At 75.1% G+C, this 25,304-nt stretch carries 18 protein-coding genes and 1 pseudogene; 6 read left to right on the top strand and 13 right to left on the bottom strand.

The genetic code is table 11. The annotated features are described in order from the left end of the window. Positions 1-112: 112 nt before the first annotated feature. The 6 genes from FH969_RS03650 (at position 113) to FH969_RS03625 (ending at position 10,751) form a co-directional block, all read left to right on the top strand. Positions 113-1,099 carry an ABC transporter ATP-binding protein gene (locus FH969_RS03650; protein ID WP_108719741.1) on the top strand — a complete coding sequence of 329 codons (987 nt, stop codon included), beginning with the start codon at positions 113-115 and terminating at the stop codon, positions 1,097-1,099. Beyond that, complete coding sequence (locus FH969_RS03645) at positions 1,096-1,836, top strand: ABC transporter permease (protein ID WP_139986176.1); 741 nt, start codon at positions 1,096-1,098, stop codon at positions 1,834-1,836. Before FH969_RS03650 ends, FH969_RS03645 begins: the two co-directional genes overlap by 4 nt. A gap of 217 nt (positions 1,837-2,053) precedes the next feature. Further along, positions 2,054-5,953, top strand: a complete 3,900-nt coding sequence (locus FH969_RS15925; protein ID WP_139986175.1) for a S8 family serine peptidase — start codon at positions 2,054-2,056, stop codon at positions 5,951-5,953. Positions 5,954-6,144: 191 nt separating this feature from the next. Continuing rightward, positions 6,145-7,173: a COX15/CtaA family protein gene (locus tag FH969_RS03635; protein ID WP_139986174.1), complete on the top strand. Its 1,029-nt coding sequence runs from the start codon at positions 6,145-6,147 to the stop codon at positions 7,171-7,173. Positions 7,174-7,175: 2 nt separating this feature from the next. Further along, on the top strand, positions 7,176-9,446 hold the full coding sequence (locus FH969_RS03630; RefSeq protein WP_139986173.1) for a glycoside hydrolase family 3 N-terminal domain-containing protein: 2,271 nt from the start codon (positions 7,176-7,178) through the stop codon (positions 9,444-9,446). Positions 9,447-9,515: 69 nt separating this feature from the next. After that, the gene (locus FH969_RS03625; protein WP_139986172.1) at positions 9,516-10,751 is read left to right on the top strand and encodes an alpha/beta fold hydrolase; all 1,236 of its coding nucleotides are present in this window, start codon (positions 9,516-9,518) and stop codon (positions 10,749-10,751) included. A 16-nt stretch (positions 10,752-10,767) separates the two neighbouring features. Here the strand turns inward: FH969_RS03625 and FH969_RS03620 are convergent, their stop codons facing one another. From FH969_RS03620 to FH969_RS03560, 13 genes and pseudogenes are all read right to left on the bottom strand, one after another. Next, on the bottom strand, positions 10,768-11,424 hold the full coding sequence (locus tag FH969_RS03620; RefSeq protein WP_139986171.1) for an NUDIX domain-containing protein: 657 nt from the start codon (positions 11,422-11,424) through the stop codon (positions 10,768-10,770). Further along, complete coding sequence (locus FH969_RS03615) at positions 11,421-13,124, bottom strand: CTP synthase (protein ID WP_234417993.1); 1,704 nt, start codon at positions 13,122-13,124, stop codon at positions 11,421-11,423. Before FH969_RS03615 ends, FH969_RS03620 begins: the two co-directional genes overlap by 4 nt. A gap of 14 nt (positions 13,125-13,138) precedes the next feature. Next, on the bottom strand, positions 13,139-14,245 hold the full coding sequence (locus tag FH969_RS03610) for a glycosyltransferase family 4 protein (protein ID WP_139986170.1): 1,107 nt from the start codon (positions 14,243-14,245) through the stop codon (positions 13,139-13,141). Beyond that, positions 14,245-15,960 (bottom strand): murein biosynthesis integral membrane protein MurJ, encoded by a 1,716-nt coding sequence (murJ, locus tag FH969_RS03605; protein ID WP_139986169.1) that lies wholly within the window; start codon positions 15,958-15,960, stop codon positions 14,245-14,247. The genes FH969_RS03610 and murJ overlap by 1 nt, the downstream gene beginning before the upstream one ends. Positions 15,961-15,976: 16 nt before the next feature. Then, positions 15,977-16,801: a hypothetical protein gene (locus FH969_RS03600; RefSeq protein ID WP_139986168.1), complete on the bottom strand. Its 825-nt coding sequence runs from the start codon at positions 16,799-16,801 to the stop codon at positions 15,977-15,979. Further along, positions 16,798-18,048, bottom strand: coding sequence for a copper transporter (locus tag FH969_RS03595; protein WP_139986167.1), 1,251 nt, complete (start codon positions 18,046-18,048; stop codon positions 16,798-16,800). Before FH969_RS03595 ends, FH969_RS03600 begins: the two co-directional genes overlap by 4 nt. Before the next feature lie 3 nt (positions 18,049-18,051). Further along, a complete protein-coding gene (gene steA / locus FH969_RS03590) occupies positions 18,052-19,230 on the bottom strand; it encodes a putative cytokinetic ring protein SteA (RefSeq protein WP_139986166.1) in 1,179 nt (392 codons plus the stop codon). Next, positions 19,227-20,969 (bottom strand): DNA repair protein RecN, encoded by a 1,743-nt coding sequence (gene recN, locus FH969_RS03585; protein ID WP_108719730.1) that lies wholly within the window; start codon positions 20,967-20,969, stop codon positions 19,227-19,229. Before recN ends, steA begins: the two co-directional genes overlap by 4 nt. Next, a complete protein-coding gene (locus FH969_RS03580; RefSeq protein ID WP_108720293.1) occupies positions 20,966-21,835 on the bottom strand; it encodes an NAD kinase in 870 nt (289 codons plus the stop codon). The genes recN and FH969_RS03580 overlap by 4 nt, the downstream gene beginning before the upstream one ends. Next, positions 21,835-22,671, bottom strand: coding sequence for a TlyA family RNA methyltransferase (locus tag FH969_RS03575; protein ID WP_108719729.1), 837 nt, complete (start codon positions 22,669-22,671; stop codon positions 21,835-21,837). Before FH969_RS03575 ends, FH969_RS03580 begins: the two co-directional genes overlap by 1 nt. Then, the gene (locus FH969_RS03570) at positions 22,671-22,946 is read right to left on the bottom strand and encodes a hypothetical protein (protein ID WP_108719728.1); all 276 of its coding nucleotides are present in this window, start codon (positions 22,944-22,946) and stop codon (positions 22,671-22,673) included. The genes FH969_RS03575 and FH969_RS03570 overlap by 1 nt, the downstream gene beginning before the upstream one ends. Next, positions 22,943-24,001, bottom strand: coding sequence for an HAD-IIA family hydrolase (locus FH969_RS03565; protein WP_108719727.1), 1,059 nt, complete (start codon positions 23,999-24,001; stop codon positions 22,943-22,945). The genes FH969_RS03570 and FH969_RS03565 overlap by 4 nt, the downstream gene beginning before the upstream one ends. Next, positions 24,001-25,304 (bottom strand): annotated as a pseudogene (locus FH969_RS03560) (hypothetical protein); the annotation flags it as partial. The pseudogene FH969_RS03560 and the gene FH969_RS03565, both read right to left, overlap by 1 nt.

Genomic DNA, 25,304 nt, shown 5'->3' with positions numbered 1-25,304 from the left:
GCCCCACCGGCCGCCCTCACGCGAGAGGCCACCAGCAGCCGCCGGAAGGCGGCCCTGCGCCGCAGGGGGCACCACGGGTCTCGCCGCCAGGACGCCACTAGGATCGACAACCGTGCCCGCACCCGCCGCCCTCGAGGTGACCGATCTCGTCGTCACCTACGACGGCCGCCGCGTGGTGGACGACCTCACGTTCCAGGCCGAGGCGGGTCGCATCACGGCGGTCCTCGGACCGAACGGCGCCGGCAAGACCACCACGATCGAGTGCGCCGAGGGCCTGCGGCGCCCCGCCTCCGGCACGATCCGGGTGCTCGGTCACGCCCCCGGGTCGACGCAGGCACGCGCGAGGACGGGCGTGATGCTGCAGGACGGCGGGCTTCCGATGGCGCGCAGCGTCCGCGACGTGCTCGCACTGGCGTGCGCCGTCCGACCGGGGGCGCGCTCGCCCCGCGAGCTCGTCGACCTGCTCGACCTCGCCGCCGTCGAGCGCACGCCCGTCCGACGCCTGTCCGGGGGGCAGCGCCAGCGGCTCGCGTTCGCCGTCGCGATCGCCGCCCGTCCCGACCTCGCCTTCCTCGACGAGCCGAGCGCGGGCCTGGACCCGCACGCCCGGCGCGACGTGTGGTCGCTGGTGCGCGACCTGCGGGAGTCGGGCACCGCCGTCGTGCTCACGACCCATCTCCTGCAGGAGGCCGAGGAGCTCGCGGACGTCGTGCACGTCCTGGACCGCGGTCGGCTCGTCGCGGCCGGCACGCCGCAGGACCTCGTGGCGCGGTACGCGGCGACAGACACCCTGCAGATCACGTTCGCCCGGCGCCCGGCGCCCGGCGAGCTGGCGGCGCTCGGCCGCGCGGCGGCCGCCGGCGCCGTCGAGCGCGACGGCGACGCCGTGCTCGTGCGCGACCTGGGGTCCGACGGCCCGCACGTCACCGCCCGGGTCGCCGCGTGGTGCGCCGACGCCGGACTGGCGATCCTCACGCTGCGCGCCGGGGGCGGCACGCTCGAGCACGCCTACCTGGCGCTCACCGGCCGCCACGAGCTCGACGACGCCGGCTCCCCCGGGCGCCCGGGCGCCGGCGCCTCGGACGGGAGCGCGGCATGACCGCGACCCGTCGCGTCCTCGCCTACGCGCGGTTCGAGGCGATCGGCATCCTGCGCAACGGCGAGCAGCTGCTCGTCGCCGTCGTGCTGCCGGCGCTCGCGCTGCTCGGGCTCGGCGTGGCCACCGTCGTGTCGCTGCCGCTGGACGGCACGAACCGCATCGACCTCATCGCCCCGGGCGTCCTCGCCCTGGCGATCATGTCCTCCTCGTTCACGTCGCAGGCCATCGCGACCGCGTTCGACCGCCGATGGGGCGTGCTGCGCCAGCTGTCCACCACTCCGCTGGGTCCGCGCGGGATCGTGCTCGGCAAGGTGCTCGCAGTGCTCGCGGTGCAGGTGCTGCAGGTCGTCGCGCTGTCCGGCCTCGCCGTCGCCGTCGGCTGGCGTCCGGACCTCGGCGGGCTCGGCGCCGCGCTGCTCACCTGGGTGCTCGGCTCGATCTGCTTCACCTCGCTCGGGCTCCTCGTGGCGGCGCGGCTGCGCGCCGAGGCGGTGCTCGCCGTCGCGAACCTCCTCTGGCTCGCGCTGGCAGCGATCGGCGGCCTCGTCCTGCCCGCCGACGGCGACACGCGGTTCGCCGTGCCGCTCGCCTCGTGGCTGCCCTCGGGCGCGCTCGGCGATGCGATGCGCGCGGCCCTGGTCGACGGCGCGTTCGCCGAGGTCGCCCTCGTCGTGCTGGCGGCGTGGACGGTCGCGTGCCTCGCCGCGGCGGCGCGCTGGTTCCGCCCGACCGAGTAGCGCCGGACCGGGCGTCGTGACCGAATCGTTATAGAACGGGATCGGCGTCATTCCTGGCCCGCCGCCCGCGGCGGCGGTGACCGACGAAACCGCCCCGTCACCACCCCTTCACACAACGTGCACGTGGTGACTTATCGTGCGGATCGTGTCCGCTCCGGGCACGACGTCGTGCCCTGATCCCTCGACGCCCTCACCACAAGTGAATCTGGAGGATCGTGTGACCTCACCTCGCACGTCCAGGCGCTGGCTCCCCTCCGTCGCCGCCGCCGCAGTCGCTGCCCTCGTCGCCGGAACCGCGGTCGGCGCGGCCGCCGACCCCACCGCCCTCCCGAGCGCGGGCGCCGTCGAGCGCCCCGACGCCGGCACCCTCGAGAAGAACCAGCTGCTCACCGACTCCGGCACGGTGACGGCATTCGTTCAGCTCGACCTTCCGACCACGCGCGACGTCGCGCCCACCGCCACGCCGAACGCGAGCCAGCAGCGCCAGGCCGACGGCGCCGCGGACGAGATCGCCTCGACCGCCGGCGACGTCGTGGCCGACATCGACGGCGACGTCGAGGAGCTGTACACCACGGTGAACGGGCTCGCCGGCGTGGCGGTCCGCGCCGACGCGGGCGCGCTCGCCGCGCTCGCCGACCGGGACGACGTCGTCTCGATCCGCCCGATCACGTCGATGGAGATCACGAGCAACGGCGGCAGCGACGTGTTCACGCGCACCGCGCAGGTCTGGCAGGACCTCGGAGTCACGGGCGAGGGCCAGACGATCGCCGTGATCGACACCGGCATCGACTACTCGCACGCCTCCTTCAACCCCGACAGCGACCTCGCCTACCCGGCCGACCTCGCGAGCGCGGGCGACTTCTTCACGCGTGACGTGACGTGGCCGCAGGGCAAGGTGATCGGCGGGTGGGACTTCGTCGGCCGCGCCTACACGGGTGGCTACACCGACACCCCGGCCGCGCCGGACCCCAACCCCATGGACGAGAGCCCGGCGGTGTGCACCGACGTGCCGGCCAGCGTCCCGATCGGCGACGGCCACGGCTCCCACGTCGCCGGCACGGCGGCCGGTTACGGCGTGTCCGCGGACGGCACCACGTTCCAGGGCGACTACACCGCGCTGAGCGGCGAGGACCTCCTCGGCATGCAGGTGGGCCCCGGCTCGGCGCCCGCGGCCGACCTCGTGGCGCTCAAGGTGTTCGGCTGCGCGGGCTCGACCGAGTACGTCGGCGCGGCGCTCGACTGGCTGCTCGACCCGACGAACGAGGTGGCCGCCAAGGTCACGGTCGTCAACCTGAGCGTCGGCTCCACCTGGTCGCCCGCGGACGACCCGGAGAACGAGCTCGTCAACCAGCTCGTCGACGCCGGCAAGGTCGTCGTCATCTCGTCGGGCAACTCCGGCGACGTGTTCGACATCGGCGGCTCCCCGGGCAACGCCAACGGCGCCCTCACCGTGGCGAACTCCGTCGGCAACCAGTTCGACCTCGCGGCCGCGCAGATCCGCACCGGGAGCGCCGACGCACCCGACGAGCTCTACGCCGGGCAGTACTCCATCGCGTACCTGTTCCCGAACGGTCCCGTCGGCCCGTCCGAGATCACGACGCTCACGCCCGGGACGCTCGCCTACAACTCCGGCTGCGTGGCCTACACGGACCAGGACAAGGCGAAGGTCGCGGGCAAGACCGTGGTCGTCGCCTGGGACGACGCGGCAGCCCTGCCCTGCGGCTCGGCAGCCCGGACCAACAACGCCGCCGCCGCCGGGGCGGCCGGGATCGTGTTCACCGGTCGCAGCGAGGTCTTCTCCGCCGGTCTGACCGGCGCCGTGACGATCCCGACGTTCCAGCTCACCGGTCCGGGGACCGAGGACCTCCTCACGTACGACCCCGCCACCGGCGTCATCGCGCTGAACGAGCCGACGTGGATCACCTACGACGACACGCTCGGCCTCTCCGTCACCGCCCCGTCGGTCGCGGACACGCTCAACGACTCCTCCTCGCGTGGCGTGCACGGCTCGCTCGGCGTCGCCAAGCCCGACGTCGCGGCGCCCGGCACCACGATCTCGTCGGTCGCCGTCGGCTCCGGGAACGGCTCGAGCATCAAGAGCGGCACGTCGATGGCGGCGCCGCACACGACGGGCATCGCGGCGCTCACGCGCGCGGCGCACCCGGACTGGTCCGCGGCCAAGGTCAAGGCCGCGGTCATGAACGGTGCGAACCACGACGTCACCCTCGACGGTGACGTGTTCGGACCCCAGCGCGTCGGTTCCGGACGCGTGGACGCCGCGAACGCCGTCGGCACGTCGGTCGTCGCGTACTCCGCCGACAACCCGACCGGGGTGTCGCTGAGCTACGGGGTCATCGAGGCGACCGGTCCGGTCTCGCTCACGAAGAAGGTGGAGATCGCGAACAGCGGTGCGTCCGCCGTCACGCTCGGGGTGGCGTACGTGCCGCAGACCGAGGTCGCAGGCGTCACCTACACCGTCTCCGCCAGCTCCGTGACGGTCCCCGCGGGCGGCACGGCCACGGTCGACGTGACGCTGTCCATCCCGGACCCGAGGGCCCTGGCCAAGACGGCTGACCCGACGCTGCTGGCCGACCAGGGCCTCGGCCTCGAGCGCGAGTTCCTCGCCACGCCGCAGGGCTGGCTGGAGCTGTCCGGCGCGCCGGACGTGGACGGTGCGCTCCGCGTGCCGGTCTCGGCCGTCACCAAGCCGGCGTCGGCGCTCTCGGCGTCGCGCGTCGTGTTCTCCAGCGCCCTGTCCAACGACGCGACGCTCGAGCTCACGGGCACCGGCGTGAACCAGGACGGCTACCTCTCCCTGGTGGCGCCGTTCCAGCTCGGCGCGACGTCGCCCGCGATCGAGGGTGACCTCACGCCGAGCCTGCGCGCGGCCGACCTCGCCGCCGTGGGTGTCGCGCCGTTCTCCTACCAGGCCACCGACGACTACCTCGCGTTCGGCGTGCAGACGCAGGGCCCGTGGGCGACGCTCGGCGGCTCGAACAAGATCGCGATCGAGATCGACACGGGCGGCGCCAACAGCCCGTACACGGTCGGAGTGCAGAAGTACCAGGTCGGCTCCGACTACGTCGACACGACCGTCGTGGGCGTCTGGGACAAGAACGGGAAGAACACGGGCCTGGAGCTGCTCAACAACCTCGACGGGTCGATCGACAGCAACACCTACGACTCCACCGTCGCGGTGCTCCCGGTCTCGCTCGCCTCGATCGGGCTCACCGACGGCGCGACGGCCACGTTCACGTACACCGTCCAGGGCACGTCGTGGCTCGCCAGCGACGTGGTCGACGAGATCGCCGACGTCACGTACGACGGCGCGACCAACCTCCGGTTCGGCGGTGGCCAGGGTCCGGTCTTCGTGGGCGCACCGGTCACGGGGATCTCCGTGCACCGGCCCGTCGCGACGATCACGCCCGCCGCGACGGCCCAGGGCAAGGTCGACGTCGCCGACACCGGGGTGGACGTGCTGCTGCTGTCGCTGCACAACAAGGTCGGCAGCCAGGCGACCGCGCTCGACGTCGTGGACGTCCTCCCGGCACCCCCGGTCGACAAGGTGAAGCCAGAGGTCACCCTGGTCTCGCCCGCCTCGGCCGGGCCGTTCAAGGCGCTCGACCTGCGGGTCGACGCGACCGACGCAGGTGGCCTCAAGAAGATCGTGGCCAACGTCTACCGGGACGGCAAGCTCGTCAAGAGCACGCAGACCGCGTTCAACGGCGAGACCTCCGGCAGTCACACCGCGACCGTGCAGCTGCCCTCGGGCAAGTACACGGTGAAGTACAACGCGCAGGACCTGGCGGGCAACACCTCCCAGACGAAGACCTTCTCGTTCACGATCGACTCCACCAAGCCGACTGTGTCCGTGAAGGGCTGGCCGTACACGTTCGGCTCGCGCGGGGTGTACAGCCTCGTGAGCTTCAAGCTGTACGACGCCGGCAAGATCGACAAGGTCTCCGTCAACGGGGTCGTCAAGGACCTCAGCAACAACACGTGGTCGGACCTCAACTTCGTCCGTCCGGGTGCGTTCGGGGCGATCCGCGGCACCAACACGCTCGTCGTGTACGACGTGGCCGGGAACACGACCACGGTGACCTTCCGCCTGCGGTGACCGACGGCGGTGGTGCGGTCCGCCGCACCACCGCCGGGCTCCGCGGGTCACCCCCGCACGGCACGACGGCGGGCGTCCGGTTCTCCGGACGCCCGCCGTCGTGCGTCGGCGCCCGCCGTCGTGCGTCATCGGGCGTCGTCGGGCTCGTGCGATCGCGGGTCCGGCGGCGCGTCGCCACGTAGGCTGGTGCGGTGCCCAGCCCGACCCCCGCAGCGCCCGTCAGCCCGCCGTCTTCGCCGCCGACGACCTCCTGGCGCGAGCGTCTCACCCCGCGGGTGACGCGTGTCCTCGCGACGGCGAACCTCGTCTGCCAGATCGGCATCATCCTCACCGGGGGGGTCGTCCGGCTCACCGGGTCGGGCCTGGGCTGCTCCACCTGGCCGCAGTGCGAGCCGGGCGAGTTCAGCCCGGTCCTGCACCCCGAGGCCACCTACCACCCGTTCGTCGAGTTCGGGAACCGCACGCTGACCGGTGTGCTCCTCGTGGTCGCCCTGCTGCTGGCGGCCGCCGTGTGGAACGCGCCGGCGCTGCGGACCCGGAGCCGGTCGCTGCGGCTGCTCGCGCTCACGCCGCTGCTCGGCGTGCTGGCCCAGGCGCTCATCGGCGGCATCACGGTCCTGCTGCACCTGCACCCCGGCGTCGTCGGCTTCCACTTCCTCGTCTCCGCCGTCCTGGTCTGGGCGTCCACGGTGCTCGTGGTGCGCCTGCGCGAGGGCGACGACGCCCCGGAGCCGGTGCTCATTCCGTCGGGCACGAGCGGACGCTGGTTGCGCGCGGTGCCGGCCGTGTTCGCGGTGCTCACGCTCGCCGTCGTGGTCCTCGGCATCCTCACCACGGGTTCGGGCCCGCACTCCGGCGACGACGAGGTCGGTTACCGCTTCGCGCTCGACCCGGTCGTGCTGGCCAAGGCGCACGCCTGGACGGTCTGGCTGTTCGTCGCGGCCCTGGTCGCCACCCTCGTGGTCGTCACCCGCGCCGTCGCCGGCGGGCGCACCGACAACGCCGCCCCGGACCCGGGCTCGGCACTCGACACGGCTCGTGCGCGCGCCCTGCGCCAGTGGTGGGTCCTGCTCGCCGTGACGCTCCTGCAGGGCGCGATCGGGTACGCGCAGTACTTCACCGGGCTTCCGGTCCCGCTGGTCGCGCTGCACCTGCTCGGCTCGGCGCTTCTCGTGTCCGCGACGACCTTCGCGGTGCTCGCGCTCCGCGTGCGGAGCTGATCATGCCGCACCACGGCGAGGACCCGCGCACCCGGTCGGACCGCCCGTGGGCCGACCCGGCGCGCCCCGTCGAGGAGCGCGTCGCGGCACTGCTGGACGCGATGACCCTGCCCGAGCTCGTCGGCCAGCTGCACCAGCCCGCGAACGTCGACCTCGAGCGCGACGCCGCGCTCCTCGCGGCCGGCGCGATCGGCTCGACGCTGCACGCCAGCGGCGCCACGGCAGGCAACGTGCGCGACGGCGGGGTCAGCCGTGACCGCGTCGACGACCTGCAGCGCGCCGCGATCGAGTCCTCCCGGCTCGGGATCCCGCTGCTGATCGCGCGCGACGTGATCCACGGGCACCGGACGGTGGCGCCGATCCCGCTGGGCCAGGCCGCGACGTTCGACGAGCAGGTGGTGCACGACGTCGCGGCCCGCGCCGCGCTCGAGGCGAGCGCCGACGGGCTGACCTGGACGTTCGCACCGATGCTCGACGTCGTCGACGACCCCCGCTGGGGCCGCGTGGCGGAGTCGTTCGGCGAGTCGCCCCTGCTCACCGCGCGCCTGGGCGCGGCCGCTGTGCGCGGCTTCCAGGCCTCGGGACTGGTGACCGCGTGCGCCAAGCACTACGTCGGGTACGGCCTGTCCCGCGGCGGCCGCGACTACGCCACCGCCGAGGTCGGCGAGATCACCCTGCGCAACCGGCACCTGGTGCCGTTCCGCGCGGCGGTGGACGCGGGGGTGGGCACCGTGATGGCCGCCTTCTGCGACGTCGACGGCGTCCCGATGCACAGCCACCACCACCTCCTGCGTGAGGTGCTCAAGGGCGAGTGGGGCTTCGACGGCGTCGTGGTCGCGGACTGGAACGGCATCGGCGAGCTCGTCGAGCACGGCGTCGCGGCCGATCTGCGGGACGCGGCACGGCTCGCGATCGAGGCCGGCGTCGACGTCGACATGGTCTCGGGCGCCTACGCGGCCCACCTCGCCGCCCTGGTCGAGGGCGGCGAGGTCGACCTCGAGCTCGTCCGCGACGCCGCGCGCCGGGTCCTGCGCCTCAAGGTGCGCCTCGGGCTGCTCGACCCCGACTGCGCCTCGCTCCCGGGCCGCGGCGACCTCGCCGGCAGCCACGGCCTCGGGCTGGATCGCGCCCTCGCCCGCGAGGCGGCGGCGCGCTCGTTCGTCGTGCTCAGGAACGACGGCATGCTTCCCCTGCGCCCGCGCCCCACCGACACCGTGCTGCTCACCGGCGCCTACACCCGCGAGCGCGCGTCGCTCCTGGGCACGTGGGTGCTCGACGGCGATCCCGAGCAGGTGAGCGCCGTCGCCCCCGCGGTGGTCCGCGCGCTGGGCGAGCTTGCCGAGCTGGCCGAGCTGACGGCGGGAGCCGGGGACGCGGGCGGCGCGGACGCCGACGGCGACGCGGTCGGCGTCGTCGCCGAGCCCACCGTGCGTCGCGTCCTGGTCGACGACGGCGCGTTCGCCGACCGCACGCTCCGCCTGGCCCGGGACGCCGACCTCACGGTGGCGTTCGTCGGCGAGCACGCGGCGCGTTCCGGCGAGGACGGCTCGACGAGCGACGTCGGGCTCCCCCCGGGTCAGCTGGAGGTGCTGCGCGGCATCGCGGCGCTCGGGTCTCGGCTGGTCGTCGTCGTGCTGACCGGGCGTCCGCTGGCGCTCGGGGAGGTGCTCGACCTGGCGGACGCCGTCGTGCTCGCCTGGCACCCGGGCACCGAGGCCGGTGAGGCCCTCGCGGACGTGCTGGTGCGCGGGGTGCCCGCGACCGGGCGGCTGCCGATGTCGCTGCCGCGATCGGTGGGACACCTGCCGATCACGCACGCCGAGCGGCCGAGCGGCCGTCCGCTGCCCGACGAGGCGCGGGGACGTGGCCGCTACATCGACGCGCCGAGCAGCGCCGGCGTGCCCTTCGGTGCCGGGGCGTCCGCGTTGGCCTACGGCTCGCTCACCGCGGCGTCGGGCGAGGTGACGCGCGACGGCGAGGCGGTCGTGACGCTCGAGGTCACCAACCGCAGCGACCGCGAGGTACGCGAGCCCGTCCTGCTGTTCCTGCGCGACGAGGTCGCCGAGGTGACCAGGCCGGTCCGCGAGCTCGTGGACGTCCAGGTCGTGACGGTGCCCGCGGGCGCGAGCGTTCCCGTCACCTTCCGCGTGCCCGCGCACGCGTTCGGCTACCACGGTCGCGACCACGCGTTCCGGGTCGACCCCGGGCGGGTGGTGCTCACGGTGGGGTGGCCGCGCGCGGACGCCTCCGCCGTCGTGCTCGACGTCGTCTGACGGCAGGCAGACGTCCGACCGGCTCCGGGAGCGACCACCCGGCGAGCCCGCAGGCCCTAGGGTGCTCGCATGAGGGCCGACCCGGGCGAGGAGCCGGCTCGACCGCCCGAGCCCCGTCGGCACGGGCGGGCCCGCCGCTGGACCGTCACCGCCCTCGCCGCGGTCCTCGCCCTCGTCGGTGCGCTCGTCGCCGCGACCGCGCTGCGGATCGTCGGCGACCTCGTGGAGCGGGGCGACGTCCAGTCGTTCTACGCCCAGCCGACCGACGCGCTGCCGGGTGCCCCCGGGTCGATCGTGAAGAGCGAGACCCTGGTGGGCGTCCCGGTGGATGCGCGGGGCTGGCGCATCATGTACCGGTCGACCGACCTGAACGGCGACCCGGTCGTCGCGACCGGCGTGGTCGTCACCCCCCTCGGGCCTGCTCCCGACGGCGGACGCACCGTGGTCTCGTGGGGCCACCCCACCACCGGTTCCGCACGCGCGTGCGCGCCGTCCCTCTTCGTCGACCCGTACCTGGGCATCGAGGGCATGCGCGTGCTCCTGGACCGCGGCTACACCGTCGTCGCGACGGACTACACCGGCATGGGCACAGACGGACCCGACTCCTACCTCATCGGCGTGACCGAGGGACACAACGTGCTCGACGCGGTCCGGGCCGCGCAGGCGATCCCCGGCGCGGAGGCGAGCTCCGACGTCGTGCTGTGGGGCCACTCCCAGGGCGGGCAGGCGGTGCTGTTCGCGGCCGAGCTCGCGCAGCAGTACGCCCCCGAGCTCGACGTCCGCGCGGTCGCGGCCGCGGCCCCGGCGGCCGACCTGGCGGCGCTCATGCGCACGCACCTCGACGACGTGTCGGGGGTGACGATCGGCTCGTACGCGTTCAGCGCGTTCGCCGAGATCTACGCCGACCGCGGCGCGAACCTCAGCGACGTCCTCACGCCCGAGGCCGTCGCGATCCAGCCTCAGATGAACGCGCTGTGCCTGCTCACACACGTCGAGGAGCTGCACCGGATCGCCGATCCCGTCGTGGGGAGGTTCGTCGTCGCGGACCCGACGACCACCGAGCCGTGGGCCACGCTGCTCGCGGAGAACTCGGCCGGCTCCTCGGCGTTCGCGGCGCCGCTGCTCGTGCTGCAGGGGCTCGACGACGAGCTGGTGCGCCCCTCCGACACCGAGGCCTACGTCGCCCGCGCCCGGTCGCTCCGGATGGACGTCACCTACCGCACGGTCTCGATCGCCACGCACGGCACGATCGCCTACCTGGGGCTGCCCGACCTCGTGGAGTTCCTCGACCGGGTCGGGGTCTGACGGCGGACCCGTCGACTCAGGCCGGTCGGACGCCGGGCCGCAGCGCGAACGGCGCGTCGACGGGACGCAGCGAGGCGAACCCGTCCCCGGCCGCGCGGGCCGCGGCAAGCAGCCCCACGCACGCGCTCGGGTTGTGCACCCGCCCCGCGAGGACGGCGTCCGCCGCCCCGGCGAGCGGGACCCGATCGATCTCGATCTCCGCCTCCTCGCCCTCGCGCACGAAGTCCGTCGCCTCGGCGTCGTGCAGCTCGCGGGCGAGGAACACGCGCAGCACCTCGTCGGAGGCACCGGGCGTCGTCGCGTAGTCGACGAGCACGTCCCAGCGGTCGGCGGCCAGGTCGGTCTCCTCGGCGAGCTCGCGCTTGGCCGCACCGAGCAGGGTCTCCTCGTCGCCACCGTCTAGCAGGCCCGCGGGAACCTCCCACAGGTAGGCGCCCACCGGGACCCGGTACTGCCGGATCAGCAGCACGCGATCGTGCTCGTCGAGGGCCACGACGGCGACGGCGCCCGGGTGGTGCACCATCTCGCGCGTCACCACGCCGGCCTCGCCCAGGTCGACGTCCCGGCTCACGACGTCGAACACCCGCCCGGAGAACACGGTGCGCTCGGCGCGCACGGGTCGTGCGACGAGGGCGTCTCCGAACGCCTGCGTCCCGCCGGCGGCCTCGCTCATCGGGCGGGCTCCACCTCGAGCAGGCGCGTCTCCCGCTGACGCGCGAGCGCGGCGTCGACGAGCCCCGCGAAGAGAGGGTGGGCCTTCGTGGGCCGCGACTTGAACTCGGGGTGCGCCTGGGTGGCCACGTAGTAGGGGTGCACCTCGCGCGGCAGCTCGACGAACTCCACGAGCGAGGAGTCCGGAGACGTGCCCGAGATGACCAGGCCGGCCTCCTCCAGGCGCGCGCGGTAGGCGTTGTTGACCTCGTAGCGGTGACGGTGCCGCTCGGTGACGCGCTCGGTCCCGTACGCCTGCGCGGCGACCGACCCGCTCACGAGCACGGCCGGGTAGGAGCCCAGCCGCATCGTGCCGCCCAGGTCGCCCTCGCCGCCGACGAACGCCAGCTGCTCGGCCATCGTCGCGACCACGGGGTCCGGGGTGTCGGGGTGGAACTCCGAGGAGGAGGCCTGCGCGAGGCCCAGCTGCGTGCGCGCGTACTCGATCACCATGCACTGCAGACCGAGGCAGATGCCGAGGGTCGGCACCTGGTGGGTGCGGGCCCACGTCAGGGCGCCGAGCTTGCCCTCGATGCCGCGCACGCCGAAGCCCCCGGGCACGAGCACGGCGTCGGCGCCCTCGAGCGCGCGGCGCGCACCCTCGGGGGTCTCGCACGTGTCGGACTCGACCCAGCGGATGCGGACCTTGGCGTCGTGCGCGAAGCCGCCGGCGCGCAGCGCCTCGGTCACCGACAGGTAGGCGTCCGGCAGCCCGACGTACTTGCCCACGAGCGCCACCTCGACGTCGTGCGCGGGGTGGTGCACGCGCTCGAGCACGGTGCCCCAGTTCGTCCAGTCCACGTCCCGGAACGGCAGGCCGAGGCGGCGCACCACATAGGCGTCCAGGCCCTCGGAGTGCAGCACCTTGGGGATGTCGTAGATGCTCGGCGCGTCGATCGCGTTGACGACCGCGTCGGCGTCGACGTCGCACATCGCGGCGATCTTCCCCTTGACGCCCTCGGGCAGCGGGCGGTCGGAGCGGCACACGATCGCGTCGGGCTGGATGCCGATGCTGCGCAGCGCGGCCACGGAGTGCTGCGTCGGCTTGGTCTTGAGCTCCTTGCTCGGCCCGATGTACGGCACGAGCGAGACGTGCAGGAAGAACACGTGGTCGCGGCCGACGTCCTGGCGCACCTGGCGCGCCGCCTCGAGGAACGGCTGCGACTCGATGTCGCCGACCGTGCCGCCGATCTCGGTGATGATGACGTCCGGGGCGTCGTCGTCGAGGGCGCGTGCACGCATCCGCGCCTTGATCTCGTCGGTGATGTGCGGGATGACCTGGACGGTGTCGCCGAGGTACTCCCCGCGACGCTCCTTCGCGATCACCGTGGAGTAGACCTGACCGGTCGTGACGTTCGCGTCCTTGTCGAGGTCGACGTCGAGGAAGCGCTCGTAGTGGCCGATGTCGAGGTCAGTCTCGCCACCGTCCTCGGTGACGAACACCTCGCCGTGCTGGAACGGGTTCATCGTTCCCGGGTCCACGTTGAGGTAAGGGTCGAGCTTCTGCATGGTCACGCGCAGTCCGCGGGCCCGCAGGAGCTGGCCGAGGGAGGAGGCACTGAGGCCCTTGCCGAGGGAGGAGACGACACCCCCCGTGACGAAGATGTGCTTCGTGACGCCGTGAGAAGCGCCTGCGGTCAGGGTCCTTCGCGAGTGTTCCACCACGGAGTTCCACCCTAACAGGTCTCCTGGGCACCTCCCGTGAGCGCCGCGTACCGCGCGCGCCACGCGGCCGTGACGTCGGGCGAGGTCGGCAGCTGCGTGAACCGCTCGCGGGCGAGCGCGCCCAGCTCGAGGCGCCGCGCGCCGTCGTGCACGAGATGGGCGACGGCGGCCGCCAGCGCCGCGTCGTCGCCGACCGGCACGAGCAGGCCGCACCCCGTGACGAGCTCGGGCAGGCCGCCGACGTCGGTCGCGACGACGGGCAGTCCGGCGGCGAGGGCCTCCTGCACGACGAGCGCGCGGGCCTCCCACCGGCTCGGCACGACGAGCAGGTCGGCCGCGGCCATGAACGTCGCGACGTCGTCGCGGGCGCCGACCAGGTGGACCGGGAGCCTCGCCGTGCGGGCGGCGAGGTCGGCGCGGACGGACTCCTCGCCGTCGCCCACGACGATCCAGCGCAGGGCGGGCTCGCTCGCGAGCCGCCGCGCGGCGGCCGCGAGCACCGGCAGGTCCTTCTGCGGCGCCATCCGCGACACGGTGAGCGCCCAGACCTCCCCGTCGCCGGCCGACGACAGCCCCAGCACGCGCGCGACGGCGGCCCGCGCCTCCTGCCTCGTCCCGCGCCACGAGCCGGCCGCGGGCGCGGCGACGGGCGCGAGCTCGGCGCGCGCGGCACCGAGCTCACGCGCACGCTCGACGAGGTCCTGGGACGCGCCGGTCACCATGCTCGCTCGGCGCACCTGGAGCCGCTCGCCGAGCCCGGCCACGACGCCGCCGACACCGCCCGTGGGCGCCGTGTTGTGCCAGCTCACGACGACGGGCACGGCGCCGCCGAACGCGGCCAGCACCGCGGCGAGCCCGGCCTGGTGGCCGTGGGCGTGCACCACGTCGGCGGTGGCCACGAGCGATCGCAGGCGCCGCATCGCCTGGTCCGCCTCGACCGGCCGCGACCACTGCGGCCACGCGCGCACCGCGGCGTCGGCGAAGCCGAACCGCTGCGCCGTGTCCGAGGGCGCCACGACCTCCACGCGCTCACCGGCGCCGGTCAGCCCGGCGACGAGGTCACGCACGTGGACGCCGATGCCGCCGGCCGCGTGGCCGACGACCTGCAGGATGCGCATCAGGACTCACCTGTCTCGATCGAGGTTGGTTGAGCGGGTCCAGCGGGTCCAGCGGGCTCAGGGTTCTCGTCGGTCTGGGTCGTGTCGGCGGCGCCGGGCCGGCGCCGCGCGGTCCGCAGCGCCGTCATCGTGCTGCGGTCGCCCACGAGCACTCCCCCGGCGGTGATCGCCGCCGCGAGTCCGCCGCCGAGCAGCCCGAGCAGCACCGCGACGACGACGCCGCCGTCCGGGGCGAGACCCGCGACGGCGAGCCCGGCTCCCGCACCCACCACGCCGCCGGCCACGGCCACGGTCGCGGTGCGGGCGAGTCCGGTGAGCGCGTGCGGCCCGACGACGCCGCGGACGGCCACCGCCAGCACGGCCGCGCCGATCAGCGTGCCGACGCTGGAGGCCGCGCCGAGCGCGCGCAGCACGGCCGTCGCGTCCCCGCCGTCGGGCACGGTGGTCGCGACGAGCAGCCAGGCCGTGCCCGCGACCGCGACCGCGACCCAGCCGACGCTCGTCCCCACCAGCGCGTGCCGCGCGTGCTCGGTCGCGAACAGCACGCGGCTGAGGTGGTACATGAGCGCGAGCCCGAGGACGCTTGGGGCCCCGGCAACGACAGCCTGCGCCATCCCGTCCACGCTGCCGCCGCGCGCGACCGCCGCGAAGACGTCCTGCACCCGCCACGCGGCCGCGACGAGAGCCGCGGCCCCGGCGACGGACACGAGCACGAGGACGCGGGTGGACCGTGCCGTGTCCCGCGCGAGCTCGTCCCCACGTCCGGTCGCGGCGTGCTGCGCGAGGCGCGGGAACATCGCGGTCGCGAGCGGGATCGCGAGCACCGCGTACGGCAGCAGCACCACCGCCGTCGCGTACTGGTTGACGTTGAGCGCGCCCGCGCCGCCCCAGGCATTCGCCAGCCGCACGGTGACCACGACGCTGACCTGCTGCGCGAGCAGCCCGCCCGCTCCCGCGAGGGCGAGCGCGCGGGCGCGGCGCGCGACGCCGGGCGGGAAGTGCAGCGTCGGGCGCAGGCGCACGCCGGCGCGGTGCACCGGCACCAGCAGCGGCAGGCTGAGCGCCACCACCCCCGCCGTGGTGCCCCAGCCGAGCCACGCGACGGCGGCGCCCGAGAGCTGGCCGGGCTCGGTCCCCGCGGGCACGAGCCGCCCGACCACGTAGTAGGACGCGATGACCACGACGCTCGACAGAAACGGTGCCAGCGCCGGCCCGACGAACCGGCGGTGCGCCTGGAGCACCCCGGACAGCACGACGCCGACGCCGTACAGCGGGATCTGCCACGCGAAGATCCGCAGCAGCGTCGCCGCGAGCTCCCGCTGGTCCGCCGGCGCACCCGAGGACAGCAGCGCCTGGACCACCCACGGCGCCGCGAGCCAGGTGAACGCCCCGACCGGGACGAGCACGAGCAGCGCCCAGCTCAGCAGGGCCGAGGAGACCCGGTCGACGTCGGCGCGCAGGTGCCGGGCCAGCGCACCGGCCAGCAGCGGGACGACGGTGCCGGCGAGGGCGCCGCCGGCGGCGACCTCGTAGAGGACGTTGGGGACGGTGTTCGCGGTCGCGTACGCGCTGCCGACCGCGTTGGGGCCGACCCAGGCGTTGAGCGCGAACCAGCGGGCGAAGCCGGTCACGCGTGCGAGCAGCGTGAGCGCGGTGATGACGGCGGCCGCGCCGGCGACGCCGGACGTCAGCCGAGCCAGCCGCCCGGTGCTCACGACCGCCCCGTCCGCCTCAGGCGCCCAGCCGGCCCGCGCCGTCGAGCGCGCGCAGGGCCGGGGTGCGCTCGATGACGGCGGAGAAGCTCACCTTCTCGCTCGCGAGCGTGCCCGCGACGACGACGGCGAGCGCACCCAGGCGCACGGCCGGGAGCGGGTGCGCCGCCAGCGCCACGCCGAGGGCGGCGCCGAGCGCGTTCGCACCGGTGTCGCCGAGCATCGTGGTCTCCGCGAGGTCGCTCGGCAGCGCGCCCCCCGCGGCGCCCGCCACGCCGGCCGCGACGGCGGAGCCCGGGCCGCCCACGACGGCGAGCGGCGCCGCGACGATCGCGGTCACCTTGAGCGCGCGGCCGGGCCGCAGGTCGAGCAGGTTGACGAGGTTCGCGGTGCCGGCCACGAGCGCGCCGCTGGTCACGGCGTCGAGCAGCCCGGTCCCGGCGAGGCGACCACGGCCCGCGGCGAGGATCGCGCCGGCGGCGAGGCCCGCCGTCGTGATGCCCGCGAGCTTGGCCGCTCCGGTGGTCAGGCGACCCTCGCGCAGCGCGCGCAGGTGTCCGCGCAGGCCCTTGGTGGCGCGGTCCTCGGGCGCCTCGCCGAGGTCGTCCCAGGCCCCGAGCGCCGCAGCCGGGAGCACCGCGACGACGCCCGCCGTCGCGTCCCGCCCGCCGGCGCTCAGCGTGCCCGCGAGCGTGCCGACCGCCGCGGCCACGCCACCGCCGAGGCTCACGGTGCGGCCGCGGAAGTTGGTGCGCTCGAGCTCGGGCCGCGGATCACGCCGCAGCTCCGCGAGGCCGCCCCGCACCCAGGCCGCGCCGTTGACGACCGCGATGATCCGCCTCATGCGGCGTCCGCCAGAACGGGGCCGCGGCGCGCGGCGTCGCCGTGCCCGACGGTGGCCGCCTGGTCGGTGAGTGCCTGCTCCGTCGCCGCCTGCTCCGTCGCCGCCTGGTCCGTCGCCGCCTGGTCCGTGCCGGCGTCGTCGGCGTTCTCGGAGCCCTCCGGGGCGCCCTCGCCCGCACCCTCCGTGGTGGAGGCGTCGGTGGCGCCGTCCGTGGCGGCGCCGTCCGTCGCGCCGTCCGTCGCGCCGTCGGTGGCGCCCGAGCCGTCCCCGCCGGAGGTCCCGCGCACCGGCGCGGTGAGCGTGACCGACGGCGGCGCGACCGACGTCGCGCCCGTGCCGAAGCCGTAGTCGCCGTCCTCCTCGCCCGCGGCCACCGCGGCCAGTGCGAGCGGCACCGTGAGCTGACCGACCAGAGTGTCGAGGCCGTCGACGGTGGTGACGCCGCCGGCGGACCGGACGGCGGGCACGATGTCGTCGGGCAGCGTGGCATAGCCGGCCACCACGGCGTCGGCGTAGGAGCCGAGCGGCGCCAGCGCGCCGCCCCACCCCGTGCTCATCGCGGTGATCTCGGGGTCCGGCGTCGCGTCGGCGGGCTGCTGCACCGCCTGCGGGGTCAGCACGAGGACGAGGTCGGCGGTGCCTGCCTCCGGCGCGGTCGCGAGCGGCTCCGACCCCCCGGTCAGGCGCGTGAGGACGTCCTTCGCGGCCTGCGACGGCGAGCTCGGGTCGAGCGCGTCCGCGTCCGTGAGGGCGACGGCGAGGGCCGCCGCGAGCACGTGGGCGTCGTCGGCGTCGGTGTCGACGGGCGCGACGGCGCTCACCTCGTCCCGCACGGCCCCGGCGACCTGGGAGCGCACCGCGGTCTGGCTCGGGTCCGCCCAGAGCGAGGTCAGCTCGACGCGGGCGGTCACGCTTGCGCCCGCCTGGCCCAGCCGCTCCGTGACGGTCTCGACGCTCGCCTGCGGCACGTCCGGGAGCAGCACGAGCGCCACCCGGTAGGACGGCAGCCGCTCGGCGAGCAGGTCCGGGGCGGACGCGGCGAGGAAGGCCTCGTCGTCGGCGAGCTGACCCTGCGCCTCGTCGAGCTGGACGCGCAGCGCGTCCTTCTCCGAGCGCAGCTGCTCCACCTGGCCGGTGAGCTGGTCGGAGATGGTGTCGCGCAGCGGCCCGGCACCGAGCACGATCCCGACGGCGAGCGCGAGGAAGACCGAGATGAGCGACACGAGGTGGTAGCGGAAGTCGACCACGCCTCAGCCTCCAGAGAACAGGGATCGGACGAAGGACGTGAAGTCGTCCCAGCGGGCCAGGAGGATCTCCAGGCCGGCCTGGCCCGCAGGGGTCACCGCGAGGGCGACGGTGAGGGCCGCGAGGCCGGCCAGGACGAGCAGCACGAGCTGCCACGTCGAGATCGAGGGCCGGTAGAGCCGCGAGACGCCCTTGGCGTCCACGAGCTTGCCGCCGACCCGGAGCCGGGTGAGGAACGTGCTCGCCATGCCGTTGCGGCCCTTGTCGAGGAACTCGATGAGGGTGGCGTGCGTGCCGATCGCGACGATGATCTCGGCGCCCATGTCGTCCGCGAGGAGCATCGCGACGTCCTCGCTCGTACCGGTCGCCGGGAACACGACGTGCGGTGCGCCGAGCCGCTCCACCCGCGCCTGGCCGGGGGCGCGCCCGTCCCGGTAGGCGTGCACCACGATCTCCGCACCGCACGTCAGCGCCTTGTCCGACACGGAGTCCATGTCGCCCACGATGAGGTCCGGGGTCCAGCCGGCCTCGAGGATCGCGTCCGCACCGCCGTCGACGCCCACGAGGACGGGCCGGCTCTGCCGGATCCACGACCGCAGCATCGCGAGGTCTTCCTTGTAGTGGTACCCGCGCACCACGATGAGCACCCCGCGGCCCTCGATCGGCGTGCTGACCTTCGGAACGCCGATGCCGTCGAGCAGCAGGTCGCGCTCCTTGACCATGTAGTCGAGCGTGTTCGCCGCGAACGCCTCGAGCTGGTCCGAGAGACCCTCACGGGCGGCCGCCATCGCGGTCTCCACCGTCTGCTCGTCCTGGCGCACCCCCTGCGCCACCAGCTTGGTGCCGTGGCGCACCTCACCGTCGTGGATCGTGAGCCGCGTGCCGTCCTTGACCGCCATCACGTCCGGTCCGAGGCCGTCGACGAGCACCACACCGGCGTCGACGAGGATCTGCGGGCCGAGGTTCGGGTAGCGCCCGGAGGTCGAGGCGGCCGCGTTGAGCACGGCCGCGGGACGGCAGGCCACGAGCGCCTCGGCGGAGACGCGGTCGATGTCCTGGTGGTCGATGACGGCGACGTCGCCCTCCGCCAGGCGCTTCGTGAGGGACTTGGTGCGTCGGTCCACGCGTGCCGGTCCGGCGACCACGTCCTCGGCGACGGGTTCGCGGCGTACGGAGAGTCTCATGGCGTCGCCCATCGTCCCACGTCCGAGCGTGCGAGCAGGTCGGCGGCGTGCTGACGTGCCGTGGCGCTCGTCTCTCCCGACAGCATCCGGGCCAGCTCCTCGGTGCGCTCCTCGCCGGCCACGACCCGCACGGTCGTCACGGCGCCGTCGGCCGCGGCCGGGTCCTTCGCGACGACGACCTGGCGGTCGGCGTACGCCGCCACCTGCGCGAGGTGGGTGACCACGAGCACCTGCGCCGTCCGGGCCAGCCGCGCGAGACGAGCGCCGACCTGTGCGGCCGTGCGGCCCCCGATGCCGGCGTCGACCTCGTCGAAGACGAACGTGGCGCCGTCGGCCGTCCCGCGGTGCTCCGCGAGCGCGACCTCGAGCGCGAGCATCACCCGGGAGAGCTCGCCGCCGGAGGCACCCTGGCCCAGGGGCCGCGGGGGTGCGCCGCGGTGCGGGGCGAGCAGGATCGTCACCGCGTCGGCGCCGGTGGCGCCGGGGTCGGCTGGCTCGACGGCGACAGACACCTCGGCGTCGGGCATCGCGAGCCCGTGCAGCTCCTCGGTCACGGCGCCGGCGAGCGCGACGCCCGCGGCGCGACGTGCGGCCGTGAGCCGCGCGTTCACCTCCGCGCGCTCCCGCTCGGCCTCCTGCAGCGCGGCGCCGAGGGCGTCGAGGTCGTGGCCGGGTCCGGTGAGGGCGGCGAGCCGGGCCCGCGCGCCCTCGGCCCAGGCGAGCACGGCATCGCTGCTGCCCGGCGGCGGGTCGTCGGGGTGCGGGTCGCCGAACGCCGTGCCGTAGCTGCGGGCGAGCTGGGCGAGCTGCGCGCGGCGCGCGTGCACGGCGTCCAGCCGCGCGGGGTCGGCCTCGAGGCCGCCCACGTACCGGCCGACCTCGGCGTCGAGCTCGGCCGCGGCGTAGGCGGCGTCCAGAACCTGGGTACCGAGGAGGGCGAGCGTCCCGTCGTGCTCACCAGCCCGCTGCAGCGCGCGGGCGGCGCGTTCGAGGAGCACGACGGCGCCGTCCGCCCCCTCGCTCGGATCCCCGCCCAGCGCGGTGGCCGCGTCGTGCGCGGCGAGCCGGAGCGTCTCGACGTTGTCGAGCCGGCTCGCCTCCGACCGCAGCTCCTCGTCCTCGCCGGGCAGGATCTCGGCGGCGTCGATCTCCTCGAGCGCGCTGCGCAGCGTCGCGATCTCCAGGGTGCGGGTCCGCTCGCCGGCACGTGCGTCCTGCACCGCCGCGGCGAGCTCGCGCACGCGGGCGTGCGCGGCGCGCACCTGGGCGAGCAGCTCGGGCTGGTCCGGTCCCGCGAAGGCGTCGACCACCTCGCGCTGCCGGCTCGGCGAGCGCAGCTGCACCTGGTCGGACTGACCGTGCACGGTGACGAGGTGCTCGGCCAGCTCGGCGAGCACGCCCTGCGGCACGCTGCGACCGCCCAGGTGGGCGCGCGACCGGCCGCCCGACACCGTCCGGGCCAGGATGAGCGCGCCGTCGTCCAGCTCGCCACCGGCGTCGGCGGTGCGCTCCACCACGGCCTGCGGCAACTTGACGAACCGACCTTCGACCTCGGCGCGCTCGGCGCCGGCGCGCACGAGGGCGGCGTCGGAGCGCCCGCCCAGCAGCAGACCGAGCGCGGTGAGCAGCATCGTCTTGCCCGCCCCGGTCTCGCCCGTCACGGCGGTGAACCCGGCGGTCGGCTCGAGGCGCGCGCTCGCGATCACGCCGAGGTCGCGAATCGCGATCTCCTCGATCACGGCCGGCTCCCGCGCCAGCCGACCACGGGGAGGGCGAACTTGCGCACCAGGCGCGAGGTGAACGGGCCCGGGCGCAGGCGGGCGAGCGCGACCGGCTCGGCGCCGCGGCGCACCTCGACCCGGCTGCCCGGGGAGACGGGCACGGTGCGCCGACCGTCGCACCACATGGTGGCCCACGTCCCGGTCCGCTCGAGGAGCTCGACCTCCAGCACGCTGTCCGGCCCGACGACGAGCGGCCGGGCGAACAGCGCGTGCGCGCTCAGCGGGACGAGCAGCAGCGCCTCGACGTCGGGCCAGACCACCGGCCCACCCGCGGAGAACGCGTAGGCGGTCGAGCCCGTGGGCGTCGCGAGCACGATCCCGTCGCACCCGAAGGTCTCCAGGCCACGCCCGTCGACCCCGATGGCGAGCTCGATCATGCGCTCGGGGCGGTCCTTCTCGACCGACGCCTCGTTGATGGCCCACGTCCGGTGCTCCGTGCCGTCCGCGGTGCGCACGAGGACGTCGACCGTCATCCGGTGCTCCACCGTGTAGTCGCGGCGGGCGATCTGCGCGACCGCGTCGCCGATCTCGGACTCGTCCAGCTCCGCGAGGAACCCGACGTGCCCGAGGTTGATACCCACGACCGGGACGCCGGTCCCCCGGACGAGCTCGACGGCCCGCAGGATCGTGCCGTCCCCGCCGAGCACGACGGCGACCTCGACCCCCTCGGGCAGGACGACGGCGCCGTCGGGCCCGGTGTCGAGGTCCTCCTCGCGCAGCGCGCTGAGGCCGTGCTCGACGAGCTGTCCCTCGAGCTCCGCCCGCGCGGCGAGTGCGCGCTCGTGGGTGTGGGACACGACGAGGACCCGGCGCGGTGAAGACATCACGACCCCCATTCTGCGACCACGAGCTCCCCGGCCGCGGCACCGAGCGCCAGGCGACGGTGCTCGGCGTCGGCCTCGAGCGGCACCCCGGCCTCGTCCCGGCGCAGCCAGACCACGATCTCGTGGTTGCCGTGCGTGCCGGCGAGCGGGCTCGGCAACGCGGCCAGGGCGCGCAGGCCCTCGGCCGAGCTGGCGGCGAGCACGCGCTCCACGGCGTCGGCGCGCGCCGCCTCGTCCGTCACGACCCCGCCGCTGCCGAGCCGGTCGCGGCCGACCTCGAACTGGGGCTTGACCAGCAGCAGCGCGTCCGCGGTGGGCGCGAGCGCCGCCGCGAGCGGAGCGAGCACGAGGGTGAGCGAGATGAAGGAGAGGTCCGCGACGAGCACGTCGGGCGCGGGCGCCACGAGGGCGGGGTCGAGCGTACGGACGTTGGTGTGCTCGAGCACGCTCACGTCGGGCCGGCCACGCAGCCGGGCGTCCAGCTGCCCCGAGCCGACGTCGACGGCCACCACGTGCGCCGCTCCGCGCCGGAGCGCCACCTGCGTGAAGCCCCCGGTCGACGCGCCCGCGTCGAGCACGCGGCGACCCGCGAGCACCGGCGCCCCGCACGGCGCCTCGGCGAGCCGGTCGAGCGCGCCGGCCAGCTTGTGGGCGGCGCGCGAGACGTAGTCCTCCCCCGCCTCGACCGTGATCGGCGTCGAGGGGTCGACCCGGGCGGAGGCTCGCTCGGCGACGCGTCCGGCGACGTGCACCCGGCGCTCGGCGACGAGCCGTTGCGCCATCGAGCGCGAGGCGGCGAGCCCGCGCTCGGTGAGCTCGACGTCGAGCCGCGCCATCAGCGCTCCGCGTCGTCGAGCAGCTCGACGAGGGAGCGGTGGACCTCCTCGAACACGGCGACGTGCTCGCGCACCGGTCGTTCCTCGAGCGACTCCGGGGTGGGGACGAGCTCGGCGACGTCGGCGCGCTGCGTCAGGTCCGCGTCGTCCAGATCGAGGGCGTCGCCGCCGTCCGACTCGAGCGCGTCACCGCCGGGGTCGAGAGCGCGCGGCGGCCTGGGTCGGGAGAGCCAGTCCCCCGGCCTCGGCCGCTCGACCTCGCCGGGCTCGGTCATGGCGCCGGCGTCACCGTGGCGGGCACCGCCGCGAGCGCGGACCGCTCGACCGGCGTCCCGGCGTCGGCGGCCGCCCACACCGCGACGCACAGCGCACGCAGCTCGTCGAGCGTCAGGTCGGCGAGTCGTTCGCCCGGCACGAGCGTGCCCTCGCGCACGACACCCCAGGCGTCACCAACCGCGATGGCGCGGGCGTCGCCGCAGCGGTACCCCTCGCCGTCGCGCACGACGGCGGGGTGCACCTCGAGCAGGCCACGCAGGTCCGTGGCGAGGTACGCCGGGCGCTCGTGCGCTCCGGCCACGAGCAGGTCCGGGACCTGACTGACGCCCGTGAGGACGTGCAGTCCGGGAATCCCGGCGGCGCGGGCGCCGGCGAGGTCGGTGTCCAGCCGGTCGCCGACGGCGATCGGCCGGGTCGCCCGCACGAGATCGGCCGCCTCGTGGAAGATGCCGGCCTCCGGCTTGCCCGAGCTGGTCGGGCGGACACCGGTGGCGTTGACGACGGCGGCGACGAGCGAGCCGTTGCCCACGGCCATCCCGCGCTCGGTCGGCAGGGTCGCGTCGAGGTTCGTCGCCACGTAGCGCGCACCGGCGGCGACGGCGTACGCCGCCTCGGTCAGCTCGGCCCAGCCGACCTGCGGTCCGAAGCCCTGCGCGACGGCGTCGGGCCTCTCCTGCGCGGACGTGACCACGCGGAACCCCGCCGAGCCGACGGCCTCGTGCAGGCCGGGGCCGCCGACGCAGAGCACCGTCGCGCCCGCGGGCAGCGTCTTGCGCAGCATCGCTGCGGCGGCGAGCGACGCCGTCATGACGTGCGCGGGATCGGTCGGGATGCCGAGCGAGGTGAGCTGGTCCGCGACGACCGACGGCGGGCGTGCCGCGTTGTTCGTGACGTAGACGGGCGAGGCGCCCGCCGCGGCGACCGCGGCGATCGCGCCAGCCGCATGCTCGACGGCGAGCGCGCCGCGGTACACGACGCCGTCCAGGTCGAGCAGAACCGCGTCGTGCGCCCGGACGAGGGGGATCTCGCTCGAGGCGAGCGTGGACTCGACCATCAGAACAGTCGCCCTTCCTCGTCCTCCGTGACCGGGCCCTCGGCGGAGACGTCCGCCGACTCGGGCACGTCCTCGGTGGCCTGGGCCTCGACGGGGTCGGGATCGTCCGTCCCGGGGGCCACGGAGATGTCGACGTCGTCAGGGACATCCTCCGACTCCTCGTCCACCTCCAGCACCTCCACCGGAGCGTCAGCGAGGTCGGACGCGGAGTCGGCGCTGTGGAGCTCGTCGTCCGCGTCGGTCGTGTCATCGGGCTCGCCGGCGCTGTCGTCCGCCTCATCGGGCTCGCCCGCGACGCCGCTGGCGTCGTCGGGCTCGTCGGCCGACACGGCCACGGGCTCGAAGACCTCGTCGGACTCGTCCTCCGACGCGTCGACGTCGTCGATCTGGTCGCCGTCCGCGTCCTCCGACTCGTCGAGGTCGAACACCTCGACGTCCTCGTCGACCTCGATCACGCCGACGTCCTCGGTCGCTGCGGCCACGGCGTCGGCCTCGTCCGCACGACCGAGCGCGCGCAGCGCCGGCTCCTTCGCCGCCTCGACCCGTGCGGCGAGCTCACCGAAGCGGGCGGGCACCGTCAGCTCGTCGAGCAGCAGCAGCGCGACCTCGGCCTCGCCCATGTCGATCCGGGCCCCCGCCTCCACGATCGTCAGCTCGATGGACTCCGCCGTGGTGACCTTGCCCGCGGCCTCACGGACGATGGCGATCGCCCGCTCGGGGCGTCCGAGGCCACGCTCGGCGTCCGCCTCGAGGGCCCGATGCCCGTCGACCCCGCTGAGGCGACGAGCCGTGCGGATCTCGCGCAGCGTCTCGGCGTAGCGACCGGTGGCATAGGCCGTCAGCGCCATCGCCTCGCGCACGACGTCGATTCGCGCCGCGCGCCGACCCGCGGCCTGGGCGTGCTCGTACGCAAGCTCGGGGTCGACGTCGAGCAGGCGCCCAGCCATCACGAGGTGCAGGCCGACGCGCTCGGCGTTCTCCTTCGTCAGCCCGCGCAGGGAGCGTCGCACCTCGCGGTCGAGCATCGAGAACTCGATCTCTTCCGGGAGGAAGGGCTCCTGCGGGCGCTCCGCGCGCCGGTCCTGACCGGGACGCACCGCGCGTTCGCCCGAGCGCGCGAACGACGACCGTGCGCTCGATCCGCTGGGGCGCTCACCACGCGGCTGATAGGGGCGGCGCTCGCCATCGCCCGAGCCGCGGGACTGGTATGGGCGACGGTCGCCGTCGCGCTTCTCGTACGGGGGACGCCGGTCGCCGTCACGCTCACCACGGGACTGGTACGGCCGACGCTCACCGTCACGCT

This window comes from Miniimonas arenae, assembly GCF_006351005.1.
Lineage (GTDB): Bacteria > Actinomycetota > Actinomycetes > Actinomycetales > Beutenbergiaceae > Miniimonas > Miniimonas arenae.
This window is presented reverse-complemented; position numbering and strand designations above follow the sequence as displayed.

What these genes read in the sequence shown, in the direction of transcription:
- FH969_RS03565 (WP_108719727.1), bottom strand. Translation starts at nt 24,001, where the DNA reads ATGGTCGAGTCCACGCTCGCCTCGAGCGAGATCCCCCTCGTCCGGGCG.
- FH969_RS03600 (WP_139986168.1), bottom strand. Translation starts at nt 16,801, where the DNA reads ATGAGGCGGATCATCGCGGTCGTCAACGGCGCGGCCTGGGTGCGGGGC.
- FH969_RS03575 (WP_108719729.1), bottom strand. Translation starts at nt 22,671, where the DNA reads ATGGCGCGGCTCGACGTCGAGCTCACCGAGCGCGGGCTCGCCGCCTCG.
- FH969_RS03645 (WP_139986176.1), top strand. Translation starts at nt 1,096, where the DNA reads ATGACCGCGACCCGTCGCGTCCTCGCCTACGCGCGGTTCGAGGCGATC.
- steA (WP_139986166.1), bottom strand. Translation starts at nt 19,230, where the DNA reads ATGAGACTCTCCGTACGCCGCGAACCCGTCGCCGAGGACGTGGTCGCC.
- FH969_RS03580 (WP_108720293.1), bottom strand. Translation starts at nt 21,835, where the DNA reads ATGTCTTCACCGCGCCGGGTCCTCGTCGTGTCCCACACCCACGAGCGC.
- FH969_RS03620 (WP_139986171.1), bottom strand. Translation starts at nt 11,424, where the DNA reads ATGAGCGAGGCCGCCGGCGGGACGCAGGCGTTCGGAGACGCCCTCGTC.
- FH969_RS03570 (WP_108719728.1), bottom strand. Translation starts at nt 22,946, where the DNA reads ATGACCGAGCCCGGCGAGGTCGAGCGGCCGAGGCCGGGGGACTGGCTC.
- FH969_RS03625 (WP_139986172.1), top strand. Translation starts at nt 9,516, where the DNA reads ATGAGGGCCGACCCGGGCGAGGAGCCGGCTCGACCGCCCGAGCCCCGT.
- FH969_RS03610 (WP_139986170.1), bottom strand. Translation starts at nt 14,245, where the DNA reads ATGCGCATCCTGCAGGTCGTCGGCCACGCGGCCGGCGGCATCGGCGTC.
- FH969_RS03630 (WP_139986173.1), top strand. Translation starts at nt 7,176, where the DNA reads ATGCCGCACCACGGCGAGGACCCGCGCACCCGGTCGGACCGCCCGTGG.